This window comes from Acinetobacter brisouioides (assembly GCF_004331075.1).
In the GTDB taxonomy this organism is placed as follows: domain Bacteria; phylum Pseudomonadota; class Gammaproteobacteria; order Pseudomonadales; family Moraxellaceae; genus Acinetobacter.
The window spans coordinates 122,215-145,214 of record NZ_SJNX01000005.1 but is presented as its reverse complement, the minus strand read 5'-3'; the positions used below and the strand labels follow the sequence as shown (position 1 = coordinate 145,214).

The 23,000-nt window shown below is 41.0% G+C and carries 16 protein-coding genes; 6 read left to right on the top strand and 10 right to left on the bottom strand.

Features of this window, described 5'->3' with window-relative positions:
- Positions 1–46 precede the first annotated feature (46 nt).
- Positions 47–2,266: a TonB-dependent receptor gene (locus tag E0H77_RS08270; RefSeq protein ID WP_131376821.1), complete on the bottom strand. Its 2,220-nt coding sequence runs from the start codon at positions 2,264–2,266 to the stop codon at positions 47–49.
- 446 nt (positions 2,267–2,712) lie between these two features.
- A complete protein-coding gene (locus E0H77_RS08265; protein ID WP_131315103.1) occupies positions 2,713–2,907 on the bottom strand; it encodes a hypothetical protein in 195 nt (64 codons plus the stop codon).
- A 319-nt stretch (positions 2,908–3,226) separates the two neighbouring features.
- Between E0H77_RS08265 and tig the strand changes: the two genes are divergently transcribed.
- The 3 genes from tig to clpX all read left to right on the top strand — a co-directional run bounded on the left by tig (position 3,227) and on the right by clpX (position 6,696).
- Positions 3,227–4,561 (top strand): trigger factor, encoded by a 1,335-nt coding sequence (tig, locus tag E0H77_RS08260; protein ID WP_131315104.1) that lies wholly within the window; start codon positions 3,227–3,229, stop codon positions 4,559–4,561.
- A 194-nt stretch (positions 4,562–4,755) separates the two neighbouring features.
- A complete protein-coding gene (gene clpP / locus E0H77_RS08255) occupies positions 4,756–5,361 on the top strand; it encodes an ATP-dependent Clp endopeptidase proteolytic subunit ClpP (protein WP_004753838.1) in 606 nt (201 codons plus the stop codon).
- A 27-nt stretch (positions 5,362–5,388) separates the two neighbouring features.
- The gene (clpX, locus tag E0H77_RS08250) at positions 5,389–6,696 is read left to right on the top strand and encodes an ATP-dependent protease ATP-binding subunit ClpX (RefSeq protein WP_131376817.1); all 1,308 of its coding nucleotides are present in this window, start codon (positions 5,389–5,391) and stop codon (positions 6,694–6,696) included.
- Between the two features lie 48 nt (positions 6,697–6,744).
- On the opposite strand, the gene E0H77_RS08245 is transcribed toward clpX, so the two are convergent.
- The 3 genes from E0H77_RS08245 to E0H77_RS08235 form a co-directional block, all read right to left on the bottom strand.
- Complete coding sequence (locus E0H77_RS08245) at positions 6,745–7,299, bottom strand: DUF2059 domain-containing protein (RefSeq protein ID WP_131376816.1); 555 nt, start codon at positions 7,297–7,299, stop codon at positions 6,745–6,747.
- A gap of 153 nt (positions 7,300–7,452) precedes the next feature.
- Entirely contained in the window at positions 7,453–7,869 is a 417-nt protein-coding gene (locus E0H77_RS08240) for a DUF2059 domain-containing protein (protein ID WP_131376813.1), read from the bottom strand.
- Between the two features lie 127 nt (positions 7,870–7,996).
- Positions 7,997–9,523 (bottom strand): fumarate hydratase, encoded by a 1,527-nt coding sequence (locus E0H77_RS08235; RefSeq protein WP_131376810.1) that lies wholly within the window; start codon positions 9,521–9,523, stop codon positions 7,997–7,999.
- A gap of 156 nt (positions 9,524–9,679) precedes the next feature.
- Between E0H77_RS08235 and E0H77_RS08230 the strand changes: the two genes are divergently transcribed.
- The gene (locus E0H77_RS08230; RefSeq protein WP_131376807.1) at positions 9,680–10,294 is read left to right on the top strand and encodes a class I SAM-dependent methyltransferase; all 615 of its coding nucleotides are present in this window, start codon (positions 9,680–9,682) and stop codon (positions 10,292–10,294) included.
- A 49-nt stretch (positions 10,295–10,343) separates the two neighbouring features.
- On the opposite strand, the gene pta is transcribed toward E0H77_RS08230, so the two are convergent.
- The 4 genes from pta to nagZ all read right to left on the bottom strand — a co-directional run bounded on the left by pta (position 10,344) and on the right by nagZ (position 16,431).
- Entirely contained in the window at positions 10,344–12,506 is a 2,163-nt protein-coding gene (pta, locus tag E0H77_RS08225) for a phosphate acetyltransferase (RefSeq protein ID WP_131376804.1), read from the bottom strand.
- Positions 12,507–12,533: 27 nt separating this feature from the next.
- Positions 12,534–13,736: an acetate/propionate family kinase gene (locus E0H77_RS08220; protein WP_131315111.1), complete on the bottom strand. Its 1,203-nt coding sequence runs from the start codon at positions 13,734–13,736 to the stop codon at positions 12,534–12,536.
- Between the two features lie 310 nt (positions 13,737–14,046).
- Positions 14,047–15,312 (bottom strand): glutamate-5-semialdehyde dehydrogenase, encoded by a 1,266-nt coding sequence (locus E0H77_RS08215; RefSeq protein WP_131376801.1) that lies wholly within the window; start codon positions 15,310–15,312, stop codon positions 14,047–14,049.
- Positions 15,313–15,402: 90 nt separating this feature from the next.
- On the bottom strand, positions 15,403–16,431 hold the full coding sequence (gene nagZ / locus E0H77_RS08210) for a beta-N-acetylhexosaminidase (RefSeq protein ID WP_131376798.1): 1,029 nt from the start codon (positions 16,429–16,431) through the stop codon (positions 15,403–15,405).
- Positions 16,432–16,626: 195 nt separating this feature from the next.
- Between nagZ and E0H77_RS08205 the strand changes: the two genes are divergently transcribed.
- Positions 16,627–18,819 (top strand): carboxy terminal-processing peptidase, encoded by a 2,193-nt coding sequence (locus E0H77_RS08205; RefSeq protein ID WP_131376796.1) that lies wholly within the window; start codon positions 16,627–16,629, stop codon positions 18,817–18,819.
- Positions 18,820–19,448: 629 nt separating this feature from the next.
- Positions 19,449–21,512 carry a bifunctional diguanylate cyclase/phosphodiesterase gene (locus E0H77_RS08200; protein WP_131376793.1) on the top strand — a complete coding sequence of 688 codons (2,064 nt, stop codon included), beginning with the start codon at positions 19,449–19,451 and terminating at the stop codon, positions 21,510–21,512.
- A gap of 292 nt (positions 21,513–21,804) precedes the next feature.
- Here E0H77_RS08200 and E0H77_RS08195 read toward each other — a convergent pair whose 3' ends face one another.
- Positions 21,805–22,938, bottom strand: a complete 1,134-nt coding sequence (locus E0H77_RS08195; protein ID WP_228258308.1) for a DegT/DnrJ/EryC1/StrS family aminotransferase — start codon at positions 22,936–22,938, stop codon at positions 21,805–21,807.
- Between the last annotated feature and the right edge of the window lie 62 nt (positions 22,939–23,000).

The window sequence follows — 23,000 nt, the reverse complement described above, 5'->3', positions numbered from 1 at the left end:
CCATTTCCAGTGTACACAAGAAATGGTCATAGATTACAGGGCTAAATTAGTATTTAAAGTTGATTGCAAGTACAGCATTACGTCCATCACCTTCAAAGGCTTGGTGAGTGTGACCACTTACAAAGTAACGTTTGTTACCAATGTTGTTGACATTTAACTGGATGTTCACATTATGGTTCACATCATATTTTGCCATAGCATTGTAGATGGTATATGCAGGCAAGTATTTGTTACTTGAAGTGTTGACATAAACCTGATCTTTATATTGAGCACCTGCACCAATGGTCAGCTTTGGTAACACTTTATAGGTTGTCCAAAGTGTTGCGCTGTTTTTCGCAACAAATGGTAGTGGTTTGCCAGCCGTTGCAGTCGCGTTGTACGCGGCTTTTGTCAGCTTGCTGTCCAAATAACTATATCCAGCAGACATGTCCCATTTATCGGTAATCTGACCTTTTAGATCGATTTCAAAACCATTTACACGGCTGCTACCCACGTTGGAGTAAGTGTTGGCATCGGTCAAGACACGGGTATTTTGCTTTTCAGTACGGAACACCGCAGCCGTTAGGTTGGCTCGATTGTTAAACAAATCCCATTTGGTCCCAAGTTCAACAGTACGTGCTTCTTCTGGTTTTAGATCGTCATAACTTGCTGAAACTGAATCTGCACCATCACCTTGGTCAACACCTACAGGGTTTGCAGAGGTTGCAAAACTTGCATAGATACTGCCATTTTCTGCTGGTTTAAAGACTAGACCCACTTGGTAAGAAAAGTAATTTGAATCACTTTGGAGAACTGTGCCCGCAGGAGTCGTGGTGCTTCCACTGGTCGTATTTTTATAATATTTACGCTCTGTATCGAACTGATCCCAACGCATGCCAAGGTTGAGTAGCCATTGTGGAGTAAATTCAATGCTGTCCAGCGCATAGACCGCCGCAGTTGTACTGCGTGTGGTGTACTGGTTTTTGATGCTTCCGAGAGTATCGGTATATAGCCCATTAGTTGGGTTATTCACAGAGGTACACCAGCCACCGATATTAGTCGTTGTTGGTGAACAGTCAGTGCTGTGTACGGTTGAGGTTGTCCCTAAGCTGTTGGTAAAGGTATGTACGCCTTGTTCGGATGATTGATAACTCCACTCTGTACCGATGTTAAACGAGTGTTTGAGGCTACCTGTATTGAACTTACCTGTTAATGCCAATTGATCGCTCAGTGCATCGGTATCGACAATACGGCTGAGTGCACGACGGGAAATCGTACCGTATGCTGCAACGTTACCTTTTGAGTCATCCGCATTAGTATAGACGTAGTCAGATTTTGATTTGGTGTATGAGGCTGTATTGGATAACGTCAAATTGTCATCGAAATCATGTTCAAGTTTGAAGGTTCCAATATGGTTTTCACGCTTGTCAAAATCACGATTTTTCCAGCCGTAATATGTACCTTGCTTCACATAAATTGGCTTGCCACCTGTAGTTAAAAATGGAATACCTGCATCGGGTTCATCGTAGCTTTGCAGGTAATAATAACTTAAAGTTCCACGCGTTGCTGTACCCAATCCCCATGCAAGGCTTGGGGCAATCCCGACACGGTTATATTCAGCACCATCGATTGCACCAGGTTTATCATTTTGATGACCCATGACCACAACACGACCTGCAACGCCGTTGCCAAAGTCTTTGTTGGCATCCAGCATAATATGACGATAGTTGTCTGTACCACCTTGAATCGAACCTTGGTATTTATCACCCTGATGAGCCACTTTGCTAATCAAGTTAATGCTGCCACCAACACCGCCACCACCAGAAATTGCAGAGCTTGAACCTTTCGTGACTTCAACTTGTTCAATCGCAAACATGTCACGGTTTTGTGAAGTCGTGTTACGCACGCCATCGACATAAATTGAACTTTGGCTGCTGTAACCACGGATATAAGGCATATCGGTAAATGGCGTACCGCCTTCACCTGCACCTAAAGTAATTCCTGGCTCATTGGCAAGCGCTTGGAGAAGAGTATTGGAATTGGTGTCTTTTAATAGTTTTTGTGAAATAACTGCAACAGATTTTGGGGTGTCGAGTAAAGGCGCAACATATTTTTTATTTGCAGATTGCTTGACTTTTAAACCATCTTTTGTAGCCACCGCATGACTATAAATAGTTGGTAATTCTGCTGTTTCATCTGCTGCAATGGCTGTCGTAGTTGCCATAAGTGAAAGTGATGAGACAATTGCAGAAGAAACAATCTTCTTACGGGTTCGGATAAACGACATAATTAAAGGCTCTATAATTTTAGATGTTAACAATTCGCTAAATGTTAATAATTCTTGTTTAGAATAACACTACTTTACAATAGAAAAAAACGATTAAAAATATGAATCAATCGTGTATTTTTAAGGTAAAAATTTACATATTTGATCTAAGTATTTGAATTTATTTGTAAATTGAAAATATGAATTGGAATATTAAAATTAAGTGTTAATAATAATGATTGTCATTTATTTTAATCTAAATGTTGTATTGGAATGAATCAAGACCTGCTCATTACATAGAGTTATTTGTGGATAAGCCATAGTAATCTTGTCAAATCGTGATTTTAGCGTTTCATGATGGGGGAGTTGATTGCCTTTTATTAAAGATCAATCAACTCTAAAGTTAAAAACTGAACTGATGGCAAATATTCTAAGAAATTTGATTAAAAATAGTAGCTAATAAAAAATCAAGATTGATCATCTGAAGTTTGCTGTTCATCCTCAGGATTTTCTAATTTGTTCTCGGCAATTTTCGCAGCTTCATAACCAGCAATTGCGCTTGCAGCCTTTTCAAGAAGGTTTGCATCTGGGTCAAGCTTATCAACACCTTGTTCCGCGATGATTGCACCCGCAATTTTCCCCACTTCATCTAAAATACTCATAGCCTTTCTTCTCCAGAAGGATTGCTCAAGATTGTAGTCTAATCAGATGAATTGTAAGTTGTGCTGTAGAAGTGTTGCACTTTAAAAGATTTATATGATGCATAAGAAGAAAATTGCTACTTTTTTATGAGTTTTAAGTTCAGGTTAATTTTTCTCATCATGAGATTTTCTGATACTCGTCATCAAATAGGCATAAAAAAGCCAAAAATAGAAGATGACGCTAAAATAATCTCGAACCAAATTTTGTATATCGTGTCGTGATGGCTTATAATAGGCGACTTTAAAAATTTGCTACTACTAACTAGATATTGAGGAAGCCATGCAAGTAACGACTGAAGCGGTTTCGGGCGTTGCCCGTCGTTTAAATGTATCTGTACCGACGAGCCGTGTTAACGAGCAATTCGAAGCTCGCTTACAACGCACTGCCAAAACTGCGAAAATCAACGGCTTCCGTCCAGGTAAAGTACCTGTAAATGTTGTGCGCCGTGAATATGGTGCAGGCATTTATCAAGAAGTTGTAAATGACATTATTCGCGATACAGTATTTGAAGCAATTCAACAAGAAAAAATCAATGCTGTTGGTATGCCAAACATTGAAAAAGTTGAAAACAAAGATGATGCTTTAGTTTTTGAAGCGACTGTTGAAGTTTACCCAGAAATTCAAGTCAATGCATTTGATGCTTTGGAAGTTGAACGTAAACAGACTGAAATCAACGACAAAGACGTTGATGCTATGATCGAAAACTTGCAAAAGCAACGTCAAACTTGGGCTGTGACCAAAGGTATGTCTAAAAAAGACATGCAAGTGACTTTTGATTTTGAAGGTTCAATCGATGGTGAAACTTTCGAAGGCGGTTCTGCACAAGACTTTAAACTTGTTTTAGGTTCTGGTCGCATGATTCCTGGTTTCGAAGATGGCATCGTGGGTATGAAAGCTGGCGAAGAGAAAGTGATCGATGTTACTTTCCCTGAAGATTATCAAGCTGAAAATCTTGCGGGCAAACAAGCTCAGTTCAAAATCACTGTTAAGCAAGTTGAAAAACCAAAGCTTCCAGAAATTGATGCTGAATTCTTGAAAATCTTCGGTCTTACTGAAGAAGAAGGCGTTGAAAAATTAAAAGCTGACGTTCGCAAAAACATGGAACGTGAAGTGAAAAATGGTCTTCGTAACCAAGTTAAAGCTGCTGCATTTGATGCATTGGTTGCTGCAAACGAAATCGAAGTTCCAAATGCAATGGTTGCTCAAGAAATTGACCGTCAACGTCAACAAATGATCCAGCAATTCACTCAGCAATTTGGTGCAGAAGGTGCGAAAGCATTTGATTCTAGCTTGCTTCCAGATGATTTGTTCAAAGAACAAGCTGAAAAATCAGTTAAACTTGGCGTGTTAGTGAGCAAAGTATTGGCTGATGCTCAACTTGAAGTTGACCAAACACGTGTTGATGCTTACATCGAAGATATGGCTTCTTCTTATGAAGATCCAACTGAAGTGATCGAATACTTCAAAACCGATGCAAAACAACGTCAGCAAATCGAAGCTGTTGTGTTGGAAGACCAAGTTGTCGATTTCATTTTGGCTTCTGCTAAAGTAACTGACAAAGCTGTAAGCTATGAAGAGTTATTGAAAGAGCAACAAGCTCGTCAACAAGGTTAATCCTTTGACATAAAAAAAGGCGCGCTTGTTGCGCCTTTTTTTATGCTGTAGAAAAATTGTTAATACAGTGGATAATACGTGTAATCCGATTATTTATCTGTTATTTAGATAAGGAATAGTTTTGCAATTTTGGCTTTTATCGCGCATATTGTTGTCATGGTTTAAGTCATAAGAATTTAGGAATAAATAAACGTATGTATGTTCCAAACATAGAAAATGCTTTAGTTCCAGTTGTTGTTGAACAATCCTCACGCGGTGAACGCTCATTTGATATTTTTTCACGTTTGTTACGTGAACGTGTGATTTTCCTAACGGGTGAAGTTGAAGACAACATGGCAAATTTAATTGTTGCGCAGATGTTGTTTTTAGAAGCAGAGAACCCAGATAAAGATATACACCTTTATATTAATTCACCAGGTGGTTCGGTGACTGCAGGTATGGCAATTTACGATACCATGCAGTTTATTAAACCTGATGTTTCAACGATCTGTATGGGGCAGGCGGCATCTATGGGTGCTTTCTTGCTAAATGCGGGTGCGAAGGGTAAACGTTACTGTTTGGAAAATGCGCGTGTCATGATTCACCAGCCACTTGGTGGTTTCCGTGGGCAGGCATCTGACATTGAGATCCATGCACGTGAAATCCTGTTTATTAAAGAGCGATTAAACCGCTTGATGGCAGAACACAGCGGTCAAGACTATGAAACAGTTGCACGAGATACAGATCGTGATAACTTCATGACCGCGCAAGCTGCAAAAGAGTATGGCTTAGTTGATGCTGTATTAACTAAACGCCCATAATGTAAAAGATTATTTATTGGAGAAAATATGTCCAACCATCCTCAAGGACAAAAACATTGTTCATTTTGCGGTAAAACGCAGTCTGAAGTCGGGAAACTGATTGCAGGCGAGGACGCATACATTTGTAACGAATGTGTGGACGTATGTCTTGACTTGGTACAAACCAGTCAACAAGTTGACTCAGGTGACTGGGCAAGCCGTCCTTTGCCAAAGCCACATGAAATTCGTGCAGCGCTTGATCAGTATGTGATTGGTCAAGATATTGCGAAAAAAACCTTATCGGTGGCAGTTTATAATCACTATAAACGCTTAAAAGTGTCGCAAACAGGGCATAAGCACGACGATATTGAGATTGCAAAAAGCAATATTTTACTCGTTGGCCCAACAGGTTCTGGTAAAACTTTACTGGCTCAAACCTTGGCTCGCTTGCTGGATGTGCCATTTGCCATGGCAGATGCAACGACACTGACCGAAGCAGGTTATGTGGGCGAAGATGTTGAAAACATTGTACAAAAGCTACTGCAAAAAGCTGATTATGATGTTGAAAAAGCACAAAAAGGGATTATCTATATTGACGAAATCGACAAGATTACGCGCAAATCAGAAAATCCTTCTATCACTCGAGATGTATCGGGTGAAGGTGTGCAGCAAGCCTTGCTGAAAATGATTGAAGGTACTGTGGCATCAATTCCACCACAAGGTGGGCGTAAACATCCGCAGCAAGAATTTATTCAGATTGATACCTCAAATATCTTGTTTATTTGTGGTGGTGCATTCTCTGGATTGGAAAAAATTGTTCAGCAACGTCAGGAAAAAGGTGGGATTGGTTTTAACGCTGAAGTGAAGAATAAAGATGACAATAAAAAAGTCTCTGAATTGTTCCGTCAGGTTGAAGCGACAGACTTGGTTAAATTCGGTTTAATTCCTGAGTTTATTGGTCGTTTGCCCGTTATTGCAACACTGGATGAGCTTGATGAACAGGCTTTGATTCAGATTTTAACTGAACCGAAAAATGCTCTGACTCGCCAATATCAACATTTGTTTGATATGGAAAATGTAGATTTGGTGTTTGAAGAGTCTGCATTACGTGCTGTTGCGAAAAAAGCCCTAGAACGTAATACAGGTGCACGTGGTTTGCGTTCAATTCTGGAAAATGTTTTGCTTGACACCATGTATGACTTACCAAGCCGTACAGATGTGGGTACGATCATTGTCAATGACGCAGTCATTAATGATAAAGCTGAACCAGAAGTCAAAGCTGAGCGTGTACATAATGCTCAACAGCCTTTGGCTGAGAAAACTGATTTAAAGATTATTGATTCAAAATCAGCTTAATTTTTCTGCATAAAAAAACGCGCATCCTGCGCGTTTTTTTATGCTCAGTTATTTTACACTGGCTTTTTTAGGTAGTGGTTTAAGCACATTGGCAATTTGCTGGGTAATTTGTTGTTGAAACTTTTTATCTTGAGTTAAATTTTCTGTGGCTTGGTTAATTTTTTGAGCAGTTTGTTGCAAAATAATCGGCATTTTCTGGTTAATTGATTGCCCTTCAGGAGATTTTAAAAAGCGAATATAAGCTTGTACTTCTTCTTCAGATAGCTGCTGGGTATAAATATTCTTAATAATTTCGATGGGTTTAGCTTGCTGTAAGAATGTTTCTACCGTGTTTAGAAAAATCTTGGAAAGCTTTTGTGCAGCCACTTGATCCTGCTCGGTCAGAGTTTCATGTCCCGTATATTCTTTTATCACTTGCTCTGAATGTTTTTGGAAATAGGGGGTATAGCTTTTAACCGCTTCTTTGACTAACTGTTCAGCATTGGAAACGCGTATTAACTCTTGAACAGATGCAGGCTGTGCAGGGGCTGCAAGCGTAGTTTGACTGATGCCATAGTAGCAAAGACAAGCCAGTATAAATTGAGTAATAGGTGTTTTTGACATTGTGCTTGTCCTAAAATGATTTGAGAATAATTCTTAGAATTAATGGTTTGTCATAATCAAATAATATACAAGTTTAAACGATTATTATTGAAATTTTGGCTCTATGAGAGGCGCAAGTATGTAAGTTGCGCCTAAGTTTTAACTTGATGGAAATTATGTGTTATCAATACCTAAGACCTTAAATAGAACATGATTTACAGTGCTATTGTTCATCATGTTGTGAACCACGACGTTGTAGGTTTCTTGGCTTAGGGTTGGCATTTTAGCTGCCAAAGATTGTCCTTCTGGAGTGCGGTAAAAACGGTTCAGTGCCTGAACTTCTTCTTCGGACAGGTTTTTTTGATAAAGCTGTTTCAATTGTGGTTCAACATCTTGCCAAAACTGTTCTTTATTTAGACCGAGCATTTGAAGTTGTTGTGGCTTGACCATCGACTGAGTGTTTTGTTTAATTTGTAAGATATCAAAAAGTTGATCAATCGAATTGGGTGATGCGGGCTGTGCATGGCTCAAGTCAAAGAAAAACAGTCCTCCAAGTAAAGTTAAAATCTGACTAATACTTTTGAGTTGCATGAGAAAAGACCTTATGGCATTCGGTGTAAATAGGGCTTGTGCAACATTACATGTGTGAGTGTTGAACAAGCCCTAATAATCTAAATAAAAAAACACGCCATGCGGCGTGTTTTTTGATGTATTTCGGTTAACCCGCAGTTGCATCAACCACTGGAATTTTACCGATTTTCTCTTGCCAGATTCTTGGTGCAATCGCATGGATTGATGTACCGTTAACATCGACAGCAACTGATACAGGCATGTCTTCAACTACAAATTTGTAGATTGCTTCCATACCCAAGTCAGCAAATGCAACCACTTCAGCTTGGCGAACAGCTTTAGAAACAAGATAAGCTGCACCACCAACCGCCATGAGATAGGTTGCTTTGTTATCTTTAATGGCTTCAACAGCAGCAGGACCGCGGTCTGCCTTACCAATCATACCAAACATGCCAGTTGCTTCTAGAACTTGACGAGTGAATTTGTCCATACGTGTTGCAGTTGTAGGGCCAGCAGGACCAACGACTTCATCACCTACAGGATCGACAGGACCTACGTAGTAAATGAATTTACCTTTAAGATCTACAGGAAGTTCTTCACCGTTATTTAACATGTCAACCATACGTTTGTGCGCAGCGTCACGACCCGTATAGATTGTACCGTTAAGAAGAAGCGTATCACCTGGTTTCCAAGAGTTCATTTCTTCTTGAGTAATGGTGTCTAGGTTGACACGTTTAGATTTGGAAGCATCCCAAGCGACTTGTGGATAGTCATCAAGTTTAGGCGCTTGAATATGCGCAGGACCTGAACCATCAAGCTGGAAGTGAGCATGGCGGGTTGCTGCACAGTTTGGAATCATACCGACTGGTTTACCTGCAGCATGGCAAGGGTAGTCTTTGATTTTAATATCAAGGACGGTCGTTAAACCACCAAGACCTTGTGCACCAATACCCAAAGCGTTTACTTTTTCGAAGATTTCAATACGAAGCTCTTCCATTTTGCTTTGAGGGCCACGGCGAAGCAATTCGTCCATGTTGATTTCTTCCATGAGTGCTTCTTTTGCAAGCATCATGGCTTTTTCAGCAGTACCACCAATCCCGATGCCGAGCATACCTGGTGGACACCAACCTGCACCCATAGTCGGAACAGTTTTGAGTACCCAGTCAACAATCGAGTCAGATGGGTTTAGCATCGCAAGTTTAGATTTGTTTTCTGAACCGCCACCTTTGGCTGCAACAGTAATATCAACTTTGTTGCCTGGTACGAGTTTGTAGTGAATTACTGCTGGGGTATTGTCTTTGGTATTTTTACGACCAAAGGCTGGATCTGCTAAAACAGATGCACGAAGTACGTTGGTGTTTTCTAAGTAACCTTGGCGTACACCTTCGTTGATTGCATCATCAAGACTCATGGTTAAATCAAATTTAACGTCTAAGCCCACATCAACAAACACGTTGACAATCCCGGTATCTTGGCAGATAGGGCGATGACCTTCTGCACACATACGCGAGTTAATTAAAATTTGTGCGATTGCATCCTTAGCGGCTTGGTTTTCTTCACGATCATACGCACGGCTCATTGCCTGAATGAAATCTTGTGGATGATAGTATGAAATAAACTGTAAGGCATCCTTGACCGAAGTGATCAAGTCATCTTGTTTGATAATGGTTGTCATATCAAAAGTCTCTTGAGCGGGCTGTTAGCTAGCGGGCTAAATTATATGACAAAATGAGCAGTCTGTGGGCAGTTTTGCCGAGATTTTGATCCAAGATCGAATATGAGTAAAAATATAAAAAATGAGCTGAAGCTCTAACAATAGGAATGCAGCTGCATGACCCAAGAACATCTCGCTGAAAATATTATTGGGATTTATCGTAAATATGGACAGCAATGGACCAATCTGCGCGGAACAGATTTGTATGAAAAAGTATGGCTAGACCGCTTCTTGGCGTTGCTTTGTGTACCTTCTCATATTTTGGATTTAGGTTGTGGTTCAGCAAAACCAATCGCTGCATACTTGATTGCACAGGGATGCGAGGTCACGGGTGTAGATAGCGCTGAGGTCATGATTGAGATGGCTCAAAAGCATTTTCCTACGCAGCATTGGATTCAGGCAGACATGCGCACTTTTGCCTCTACACAGAAATTTCAGGGCATTGTGGCTTGGGACAGTTTTTTTCATCTCAGTAAACCTGATCAACGCAAAATGTTTGCTCAGTTTGAGAGTTTTGCAGACATAGGAGCTGTATTGATGTTTACCAGTGGCCCTGCCGACGGTGAAGCGATTGGCGAGCTGTTCGGAGAAGCCCTTTATCATGCCAGTTTGGCGGCTGAAGAATATCAGTCCTTATTGGAACAGCATGGCTTTCAGCTTATTCAAATGATTGCTGATGATGCTGAATGTGCGGAACATACCGTTTGGCTGGCACAAAAGCAGCCACAATAAAAAAAGCCACTCAAGATGTTTGAATGGCTTTTCTGATTTTGATGGCGAATTAAGAGGCTTTTGCTGCTGCTTTGGCTTCAGCTTGTTGCTCTGACTGAATGGCAGTGAGGGCAATAGTAAACACAATATCATCGACCAACGCACCACGAGACAAGTCATTAACTGGTTTGTTTAAGCCTTGCAGCATTGGACCCACACTCACGACATTGGCAGAGCGTTGTACTGCTTTATACGTGGTGTTACCTGTGTTGAGGTCTGGGAAAATAAACACATTGGCACGACCTGCAACTTGTGAATTTGGTGCTTTAGAGCGCCCCACACTTTCAACCGAAGCAGCATCGTACTGTAATGGACCATCAATCAACAAGTCTGGGCGACGTTGCTGAGCAATCGCAGTTGCTTGAGCGACTTTTTCAACCTCAACACCTGCTCCTGAAGTGCCTGTAGAATAGCTGATCATGGCAATACGTGGTTCAATCCCAAAGGCTTTAGCCGAATCGGCAGATTGAATGGCGATTTCAGCCAACTGTTCAGCGGTTGGGTCTGGGTTAATCGCACAGTCACCATACACATAGACTTCGTCAGGCAACAGCATGAAGAACACTGAAGAAACCAATGAATATTCAGGTGCAGTTTTAATCAGTTGGAAAGCTGGGCGAACGGTATTGGCAGTGGTATGTACTGCACCAGATACCAAACCATCAACCTGATCGAGTGCCAGCATCATAGTGCCAAGAACAACGGTATCTTGCAGTTGTTCTTCGGCTTGTGCAGCATTTAGTTTGCCTTTACGCAACTGCACCATCGACTCGACATATTGCGCACGAATACTGTCAGGGTCAATAATTTCAAGATCACTTGGCAGTTCAATATTGCGTGCTTTTGCCACTTCCAAAACCTGTTCTGGTTTTGCGAGCAAAATACAGTGTGCCAAACCACGTGACTGACAAATTACCGCGGCTTCAACGGTGCGTGGTTCATCACCTTCAGGGAGCACAATACGTTTTTTCGCTGCAATGGATTTTTGTACCAATTCGTAGCGAAAAGCCGAAGGGGATAAGCGTGGCTGGGTTGCCACTTCGCTATGTTGGCTCAACCATTTTGGATCAAGATGGCTGGAAACAAAACGAGTCACTTGCTCTGCACGCTCTAAGTCATTTGTAGGGACTTCGTTGCTCAGGGTTGCAAGTCGCTGCGCTGTTTCTAGTGTATTGAGTGAGGTATGTAAAATCGGTAAGCCATGTTGAGTTGCTGATTTACAAAACTCTAAAACCTGTGCGTTTGGCGCTTCGCGTTCAGTGAGAATTAAACCTGCTAACGGCACTCCATTTTCTGTAGCAAGGCTAGCTGCCAAAATTACATCAATGCGTTCCGATGCGCTAATAATCAGCTCACCTGCGACAAATTTATTCAGGTCATGTTCAATGCTTGATGCAATTAGACTGGTGTGAAGAACGCGGCGCTGAGCAGCATCTCCCTGATTGATCCATGTCGCATCAATACTGCTTGCAATATCAAGGGTGCGTGGCACGCTGAGCGTATTGCTAAATGGAACTAGACCCACTACAGGTAGCGCTGCTGTTCCAATATAACGATTGAATTTTTGTAATTGACTGGTGAACTCGGCAATTTCTTTTTCAAGGCGTAGTGAAGTGTCGAGTGCCACAGGAATTTGTGCTGCGCTTTCCGCCAAACCTTTGGTACGCATAAATAGCACGCCTGCAGCGCGTTTGCTTTCTACACCACCAAAATGACGTAGGCTTGCTTCAATTTTTTCTGCGGTTTGACGTGGCTGCTTTAAATCAGCTTTGCTGACCAAAACGACTTTGGCATCAAGGGCTTTGGCGAGCTGTGCATTGAGTTCATTGGCAAAATAATCTTCGGCTGTTGCCAATAAACCTTCGACAATAATCACTTTATGCTGTTTTGCCACTTCACGGTGCAATCGAACTGCATCTTCAAGTAATTCGTCCACTTCACCTGAGTTCATCGCATCTAAGATTTGCTGATGCGTAATTGACGGTGTGGCTTGTGTTTGAAAAAGCTGTGCATATAAAGCGGCTGTACGGTTATGGTGCTGGTCTTGCTCCTGACAAAAAGGTTTGACAAAACCTGCTTTAATGCCGTTACAGTCCAGTGCATAAATCATGCCGAGGCAAGCGGAGGTTAAACCCACGCTTTCCTCGGTTGGAATAAGAAGAAGGGTATTCATAAAAACACCTGATTGTAATTTTATTGATTAAGCAATCGCTGCGTTTGCCTCACGGCTAAGCTGTTCTACGACGTGCTCGGTTTCTTTTGCGATACGGCCTTCCTCATCCGTTGGAATGACCCAGATTTGAGGACCTGCACCTGCATCGATACGGCCTTCAGTACCACGTTTTAGAGTATTGTTTTTCTCTTTGTCGAGATTGAAACCAAAGTGCGGCAAATATGCCATGGTTTTTTCACGAATATAAGCTGAATTTTCACCAATACCACCTGTGAAGAATAAACCATCAATACGTGGTAGACCACAGCTTAGTGCTGCTAAAGATTTTGCCAAGCGGTAGCAGAACACTTCAATGGCTAAAGTGGCATCTTCATTGCCTTGTTCAGAAGCTTCAATCAAGGTACGCATGTCATTTGACAGATTGTTGGACAAACCAAGTAAGCCACTTTCTTTGTTGAGCATTTTGTCAATTTTGAAAATGTCCCAACCGAGGTTGCTTGCCAAGAAGCTATGAATACTTGGGTCAACATCGCCACTACGTGTACCCATAACCACACCTTCAAGTGGAGTGAGTCCCATAGAAGTATCGACGCTTTGACCATTCCAGATTGCGCAGGTTGAGCTACCATTGCCTAGATGTGCAGTTAACCAACCACCTTGTTTTAGGCTGCCTGCAAGTTCAGAACCACGTTCTGAAACATAGGCATGGCTAGTACCGTGGAAACCATATCGACGCACGTTATGGTCAGTAAATAGGAATTTTGGTACAGCATAGCGATAGGCATGTGCTGGCATGGTTTGGTGGAATGCAGTATCAAACACGGCAACCTGAGGTAGTTCAGGGAACAGACGCATGGTTGCTTCAATCCCCACCAAGTGAGCAGGGTTATGTAACGGTGCAAGCGGTGTTGCTTCACGAATACGTTGAATAATTTCTGGTGTTAATAAGTGTGCTTTGGTCAATGTACCGCCATGTACGACGCGGTGACCAATCGCTTGTGGATTATAATGAGAAAGACGTTCTAGCAAGGTTTCTAGCGCTTGTTCATGGTTGGCATTCGGAATAGCCAACTCAAGAGGTTGACCACCCGCTGTAATTCCTTTGATGCGCGCATTTTCTGAGCCAAGATTCTCTGCTAGCCCGTAGATACGATCTTCACGGCGTTCTGATACCAATGCATATTTAATGGAAGAAGAACCGCAATTAATCACTAAAACAGATGTAGACACGTCATTATTCCCAATTTTAATTGAAATCATATTCCTGTTCATGATCCGTGCTAGGAAAGAACCTGACTGATCGAATACATTATTTTTAACATGGGTTATTTTTTAGTCCAAGCTAGACTTTAGCCGATACGACTTTAGAATTATGATGCTGGTTTTGTTGATTAAAACCAATTTTATCAATTGCTTAGATTAAAAATCTGCAAAATTATTAATATTCTTTTTAAAAATTATCAATATTTTGTTTAAAAATATTTAATTCTCAAAGCAAGTTTCCTCACTTTGAGAATCTATCACTGTCTATTTCGAGTATTTATTGACGAATTTGACCATCCCCAAGCACAATCCATTTTTGAGAAGTCAGGCCTTCTAGACCGACAGGACCTCGAGTATGGATTTTGTCGGTGGAAATGCCAATTTCTGCACCTAAGCCATATTCAAAACCATCGGCAAAGCGGGTTGAGGCATTAATCATCACTGAGCTTGAGTCAACCCGAGCAAGGAATTGGCGAGCCAAAGTATAGTTTTCGGTGACAATTGCATCGGTATGATGTGAACCATATTTGTTGATATGGGCAATCGCATCATCCATATTGGCAATCACTTTCACCGCAAGAATCGGTGCGAGGTATTCGGTGTACCAGTCTTCTTCGGTTGCAGCAATCACTTGCTGACCCAAAATTTTCTGAGTCTGTTCACAGCCGCGAAGCTCAACTTGTTTTTCAGCATATTTTGCGGCAATCGCAGGTAAGAACTGCTCGGCAACGGTTTGGTGTACTAGCAGGCTTTCCATGGCATTACACACGCCATAACGGTGAGTTTTGGCATTGAAGGCAATTGCAAGTGCTTTGTCGAGATCGGCTTGTGAGTCAACATAAACATGGCAGTTGCCATCTAAATGCTTAATCACAGGAATGCGCGCTTCACGGCTAATACGTTCAATCAGCCCTTTACCGCCACGTGGCACGATCACATCGACAAATTCAGTCATGGTAATGAGGTGACCCACTGCTGCGCGGTCTGCAGTTTCAACGACTTGTACCGATGTTTCAGGTAAACCTGATTGTTGTAAACCAAGCTGAATGGCATGTGCGATGGCTTTGTTGGACTGGAGTGCTTCAGAACCACCCCGTAAAATAATGGCATTGCCTGATTTGAGTGCCAAAGATGCGGCCTCTAAGGTCACGTTCGGGCGAGATTCGTAAATCATGCCGACCACGCCCAAAGGCACGCGCATTTTACCAATCTGAATCCCAGAAGGGCGATAGGCTAAATCTGTAATCTCACCGATCGGGTCGGTGAGCTGAGCGACATCTTTTAGACCTTGTAACATTGCTGCAAAGCGTGCGGGGTTAAGCTCTAGACGGTCAAGTAAAGCGCTGTCAAGTTGATTGGCACGACCATTTTGCATATCAATTTGGTTGGCTGCCAAAACTTCAGCTTGTTGTTGTACCAAAGCATCATGGATGGCCATAAGTGCTTGGTTTTTGGTTTTCGTCGAAGCGCTCGCTAATGTTTGCGAGGCTTGACGAGCCTGTTGACCGACGGTCTGCATGTACTCCGCAATAGACTGTTGCATAATATTAAGATCACTTAAAAAATCATCACTGATAGTAACAGTGTTATTTAAAAAATAAAACGCCTGATGATGCAGGCGTTTTGACTGAATTTAGGCACGAGTCGTACTGTTTTTAAATTCTTCAATGCTGTGTTTCACTTGTAGCCATTTTTCACCAAGTGCCAAATGTTCGCTAATACAATGAGATGGAATCTTGCCACGCATATGTTCTAGGCGTTGTTGATTTGGTAATGCAAAGTCTTGGATGCTTTCAAGAGCGACAATCGCTGCTGCACGGTCATTACAAACCAGTCCCATATCGCAGCCTGCATTTAATGCTGCTTGAATGCGCGCGTCTGCACCACCTGCAATACAGGCAGCTTGCATACTTAAGTCATCTGAGAACAAGACTCCGTCAAAGTGAAGTTGTTGGCGTAACACTGTTTGAATCCAGTATTGAGAAAAGCCCGCAGGATTGGCGTCGACTTTCGGGTAAATCACATGGGCAGGCATGAGTGCATTGAGGTCAGGCATGAGTTGAATAAAGCTTTGCATGTCATGTGCATAAATTTCGTCATAACTGCGCGAGTCAATCGCGGCAGCAACATGCGAGTCGGCTTTGACTGAGCCATGTCCAGGAAAATGCTTGCCTGTGGTTGCCATACCTGCTGCGTGCATACCCTGCATAAAAGCACGAGCAAGCGGCACAATATCTGCCATATTTTTAGCGAAAGCGCGGTCGCCAATCACATCGCTAATGTCATTTAAGTCCAGTACGGGGGCAAAACTAAAGTCAATACCTACTGCCAAAACTTCAGTTGCCATGAGCCAGCCACATTCTTGCGCTAAAATGAGTGCTTGCTCGGGTTGCTCAAGGTACAGCTCACCAAAGCGTCCCATTGCAGGTAATAATGTAAAACCTTGTTTCAGGCGTTGAACGCGTCCACCTTCCTGATCGACAGCAATTAAAATCTCAGGACGAACATTGCGAATATGATCGGTCAAGGCACGAACTTGTTGTGGTGACTCAATATTACGTGCAAACAGGATTAAACCGCCCACTTGAGGGTTCTTCAGTAATTCAATATCTTCTGGGGTCAGGGTGGTTCCTGCGATATCGAGCATCAACGCGCCAATCATAAGAGCTTCCGTTACTGGGTGAATTGCAAATAGAGATTGAATTTTGCAATGATTTGCTACATTTTGTCAGCACAGAATATGATAAAACTACACGACATGGTACAAAGACTTTGATTAATATCCTGAATATTCAAGTCTAATTAAATATTATTACTATGTAATTTTTGGTGAAACCCAAGGAAGTCCGATTAATATATGAAACTTCAAACAATCGCTTGCGCAGTTGCATTCGCAACGGGTGGTCTATTCTTTACTCATGTTATTAATGAGGCAACAGCCGCGACCAATGCAGAGTCTGTTGTACAGTCAGTGCAACCAACACAAGCGCAAAAATTGGTGACACGTCAACTTGCGACCTTGGTAGACCGCCAACATTATTTGAATATGCGTTTGGATGCCAATACGTCCAACCGTATTTTAGGCATGTATCTGGATAGCCTGGACCCAGATCATACGATTTTCTTGGCGTCTGATGTCGCATCGTATAAACAAAAATATGGTGCAACCTTGGGAGCAGCACTCAAAGCTGGTGATTTAACCGCGCCTTATGCGATTCATGCTCAGTATCGTCAGCGTTTAAAAGATTTTTATAGCTATATGCTGGCTGAACTGAAAAAGCCACAAAACTTAGAACAGAAAAATAACTATATCGACACCGATCGCGAAAAAGCACCGTATTTTAAAACTGAAATCGAGCAGCGTGATTACTGGCATAAAATGCTGCTGTCGCAGCTAATTAATCTGACGATTAGCAAGCAGGAAGATCTGGCGAAACAAAAAGTTCTTAAAGCAGACCCTGCTTTGGCGCAGGGACAGGATTTAAGTTCAGAAGATTTAACACCTGAGCAAACGCTAACCAAACGTTATACTCGCCAGTTAGAACGAATTGGTCGTATTAAGAGCGATGATGTTTTGGATAAAATCCTGAACTCCATGACACTGACTTACGATCCGCACAGTAATTATTTCCCACCTATTGATGCAATGGAGTTGAATCGTCAAACTACCTTGCAGCTAGAAGGGATTGGGGTCTCGATTCGCCCTGAACGCGGCAATGAAGACTATACCAAAATTGAAACTATTGTAGATGGTGGCCCCGCAAGTAAGTCTGGTCAGGTCAAAGCGGGCGATCGTATTATTGGTGTTGCCCAAGGCGGTGACAAAATGGTCGATGTGGTTGGCTGGTCGAGTCAGGAAATCGTGGGATTGATTCGTGGTAAACGGGGCACCAATGTCACGTTAAAACTATTGGGTGCAGGCTCACCAATGAGTCAGGCACGTACAGTGACTTTGTCGCGTGATGTGATTAAAGAAGATGATCAGGGCGTACAATCACGTGTTGTGAAAGTTAACCGTGATGGTCAGCAACATACTTTTGGTATCATTGAAATTCCATCATTTTATCTGAACTATCGTGCCCGCCGTGATGGCGCTGACTATCGTTCCGTATCCAAAGATACCAATGATGCTCTGAAAGCACTTTCAGCACAGAATGTTGAAGGGATTATTATTGATTTGCGTAATAACCCAGGTGGCTCACTCGAGGAAGTGTCACGTATGATTGGTCAAGTGATTAAATCAGGCCCAGTCGTACAAATCCGCGATGGCAATGGTAACGTCAATGTCTTTGAAGACAATGATGCGGGTCAACAGACCTATGCAGGACCTTTGGCCGTGTTGGTGAACTTAGCGTCGGCTTCGGCAAGTGAAATTTATTCTGCTGCGATTCAGGATTATGGTCGTGGCATTATTATTGGCAGTACGACCACAGGTAAAGGGACAGCGCAAGTTCAGCTAGACTCTTTAGCTTATGGTCAGGCCACCTTGACTCAGCGTAAATTTTATCGAATTACTGGCGGTAGCACGCAAAACAAAGGTGTGATTCCAGACATTAAACTGGTTGATATCTGGAATGATGAATTTGGTGAACGTAAAGCTAAAAATGCCTTGAAATGGGATACCATTCCGACTGCACCATTTAAGCGTGAAGGTGTAATCAAGCCGTATTTACCTGAACTGGAAAAACTTTCAACACAGCGTGTCAATCAAGATCCTCAGTTTGGTTATTTGGAAGCACGTCGTGCGCTTGCCAAAAAAACTGATGATGAAAAGCGCCTGCCTTTAAATCTAAATCAACGTAAAGTTGAGCTTGATACTTTAGAAAAGCAGACCTTGGATGCTGAGAACCTACGCCGTCAGAAAACAGGGCTTAAACCGTATAAAGACTGGAGTAGTTATCAAGCATCGCTTGATGCACTCAGTGAAACACGTGCTAAATTGAAAGCCAATGTACGCCCAGCGCTGCCAGAGGAAGAAGCTTTTGTGACAGAAGCAGCAAATGTATTGCTTGATTACGCAAAATTGCAGCAACAAAAATCAGGCAATTAATTGATCAAGAATTATGAATATAAAAAGCTCGGGAATTAACCGGGCTTTTTTATAAATACAATCGGGGCGTTTGCACAAATATGATGAGTTAATTTAAAAAAAATTCAAAATAAAAGATAATTTTTAGTTTTTCTAAAAAAAACTCAAAAACAAGTCAGTTAATACTTTAAATAAAAATAACGTGTATGTTAGTTGATAATAAAAAAATATAGGTGAATTTATCGAATTCTTTCACAAGTCGATTTTATTTCGCTTGCACATCATTGAGATACATTTATTTTACCGAGTAATCAAAATAAAGAGTGTGTAAATAAAATCATTATGAATGAAGTCTGATGTAATGATCATTTTTAAAAGCTGATTTTTTATCTTATAAAAAATTTGGTTTTTGATATTGCTGGAAATATGAAACGAAGTGAATTTTTAAATAAACTAGCTTAGGAGTATTTTTTTAAACTAAAACAGATTAATATTAAATAAGAATTAAATTTTGAAATAACCGTGATATCTACTTTGAATTTGCGCTAAAAATGATTCTGTTAACATCTAATCATGTTTTTTCTGGTTTTTATGAATAGGCTTTTGAAAAAAAAGCAGGCCAATTACAAAAACAAATTTGGGTATATGAAATGACAGCACTCAATGATGACGTCAGTTTGGTTATGGGCGCTATGGTTGTAACAATATTGATCTGCTATGCCATGATTACATTACAGAGCTTATTGTTTAAATTTTTCTTATATCAGCAACATAAGAAAACTATCATTTCAATAAATGTTATTTTTTCTGCATTAGTTCTGTGGTCTTTACAGTTTTTCGGTATGTGGGTGATACAATTATCAAATAGCTTTTTTCTGCATAAATGGCTGTTACTCCCGTCATATTTAAGTATGCTAGCCGCTGCGCTCTGCGCCACTTGGTTACTGATGCAGCCTAAACTTGAGCGTTATGCTCTAGGTTTGGGGGCTATAGGTATTGGAAGTGGTGTTTTTTTGACCCATTATTTTACCATGATGACATTCATTCCTCCAAAACAGACAGTTCAATATGATGTCTTGTTAACTGGAATTTTAGTCATGATTGCGATTTTTGGGTCTGGAGCGAGCTTATGGTTAGCTTTTAGATTAAAAAATGTGCAAAAAAATGCTTTTATCTTAAAAATATCTGTCGCTTTTACGATGGCTTTTAGTATTGTAGCAATGCACTACGTGGGCATAAGAGCGGCGCATTTTAATATAAAAAGTAGCCATTTACTCCAAACAACAACATCTGGTCATATTGTGATACTCGGTATAGTAATTGTTGCCTGCCTAATTCTGATTGCTGCATTTTTTGTGGCATTACTAGAATTACGGTTAGAAGAACGAAATCGTCAACTGACAGAAGTTCATAAAGAGTTAACGCACTTAACAACGCATGACACTTTAACCCAGCTGCCGAACCGTTTGTATTTAAATGATTATGTCAAAATGATTTTGGCTGAGCACCGTTTGCATCGTCAGCAAATTGCGGTGATCTACATTGACTTAGATCGTTTTAAATCCATTAATGACGCATTTGGTCATCATGTGGGGGATCAGTTGTTGGTGCAATTTGCCAATCGCATCAGTGATCAAATTGCAGAACGCCAGACATTGTTACGTATTAGCGGAGATGAGTTTTTGCTGATTGCCGAGCATTCTTCTGTTGCTCAGGCGGAACAATTAGCACAGACAATTCTGTCAGATATTCAGCATGGTTTTAGTATTTCAGGGCGTAATATTAATATTACCGCAAGTATTGGTATCGCAATGTATCCTGAACATGGTGAGCAGCTGCAAGAATTATTAATGCATGCAGATATTGCGATGCTGGCATCTAAAGAGCAGGGACGTAATACTTATAGTGTCTTTAGTTATAATATTGAACAATATGAAGAACGCCATCAATCCAAACTGATTAATGATCTCTTTAAGGCTATTGAAGAAGATCAGTTTGTTTTATTTTATCAGCCGAAATTTAATAAATACCGTAAAATTTGTGGTGTTGAAGCATTAATTCGCTGGCAGCATCCTAAAATGGGACTGCTTGGTCCAAATATGTTTATCCCCTTGGCAGAAAAAACAGGATTAATCATCCCTTTGGGGTATTGGGTCATGGAACAAGCCTGTAAACAAATTCAATTGTGGGAACAACAAGAGCAAAACTTTTATCCAATTTCGATTAACTTGTCGGCAGTTCAAGTTGAACATAAATCACTGATACAAACTTTAAAGCAGTATATTGAAGAATATCAGATTGATACAAACCATTTGATTATCGAAATTACTGAAAGCACTGCCATGCATCATATTGACTCAAGTATCGAGATTTTTCAGAAAATCCGTAAGTTAGGTGTAAAACTCTCCATTGATGACTTTGGTACAGGTCACTCAAGTTTCTTATATTTGAAAGATTTGCCAGTCAATGAATTGAAGATTGATCGAGCTTTTATTAAAGACTTACATCGTGGTTCAAAAGACGAGTTGATTTTAGCCAGCTTGATTCAGCTCACTCGAAATTTGGGTTTAACTATTACGGCTGAAGGCATTGAAACTGAAGAACAACTGGAAATTCTCAACCGTTTAGGCTGCCAGCAATTTCAGGGCTTTTTATTGGGAAAACCATTTCCTAAAGAAGTGTTAGAACACAAATTTGCTATATATACCAGTTAAGAAATATCAAAAGAGCAGACCTTATTTCTGGAACAGGCTTTGCATCGTTAAAAGCGAGTCGAGCCAAGATGGGCATCGTAGGGAATACATGAGATTGATGATGTGTACCCTAAAATATTCATGAATCCATTTAAGGGCAGTTCAGTAAGTATTTTGCGCTATTTAATCGGCCGAATAAAAATGGTGGATGAAATTTTTTCATGAGCCAGTTTTATTCTTCTTGCGCTTTTAAAGTATCTTTCTCTGTTGCCTAGAGAGAAAAATAAAGCATAGACGCTATGATGCAATAGGTCTATTTTTTATAAGAATGAATCGTATTTTCAATGACGCTGTAAATCTTCTCAAATTCACCATCATTTAACCAAGCCGAATTAGAAATACTAAAACACCTTTGCGCAAAACTTTCTGCTTGTGGCAAAGATGTATTTAAATGCGCGAGATTGGGGTATTGATGTATCGCTCGTACAAATAATTTGGTTACACCCAAGCCTTGAGTCCATAGCTTGGCCAAAATAGCTTGTGCTAACTCAGGTCGGTCTGTAAGTAATAAAATAAATGGAAAGTTAGAGCGACTATCGGTTTGTTCTTCAAAAACCTGAATGTGAGGTAGTTGTTTGAGTCTTTCAATTCTAGATCTTGCCTGATGCTGTGCTTTTTGCCAATGCTCAGGTAATCGGGATATCGCAGAAGCCGCAACCTGACTTCTCCATTGACCTAAGCGATGAACTGGAATGTCATTCTGATCGAAATCATCTCCTACAGCCGTAATTTCATCATTATTTTTTAAAGCACGACGTAAACTATTTCCATAAATCAGGCTAAGTGTTGAAGGTCGATACAAAAAAGTATAACCGACTAACTCGATCATCCTTTTCAATTCCCAGTCTTTGAGCACAGGCAAATCTTGACATGCGGCATGTAATTTTTGCTGCAATTCTGGATTTTTACTAAACAAGATCCCACCTTCGGCACTGGTGAGTCCTTTACCGAAAGCGAGGCTAAAAAAGCCGATGTCTCCAAATAATCCAACACTTTGATGATGATACTGAGCGCCCATGGCTTGTGCCGCATCTTCAATCACATAAGTTTGATGTTGATCTGCGATGTGTTGGATACCCGCTAAATCACAGACTAGGCCCGCTATATGAGTTGCAATAATTGCGAGTGTGTTAGCGTTTGTTTTTAATTCGAGTTCGTTCAGATCATAATCAAAATGATCTTTTTTCAGATCGCATAAAATAGGCGTTAAGCCCATCTTTTCTATAGCTAATGGAACTAATGGGCATGTCCACGCGGGAATGATGACTTGGTTTTTTTTAGGATGTATAGATTGTAGCGTCTTTAAGGCAACCATCAAGGCAACGGTTCCCGAGCAAGTCAGCGCTGGAGTCGGTATCTGTAAAAGGTTGGCGATTGAACTCGCCAAATCATATTTATGTCCAAAAGAAAGAAGATCCCTAAATAAAATAGGCAAACCATTTGTAGGGG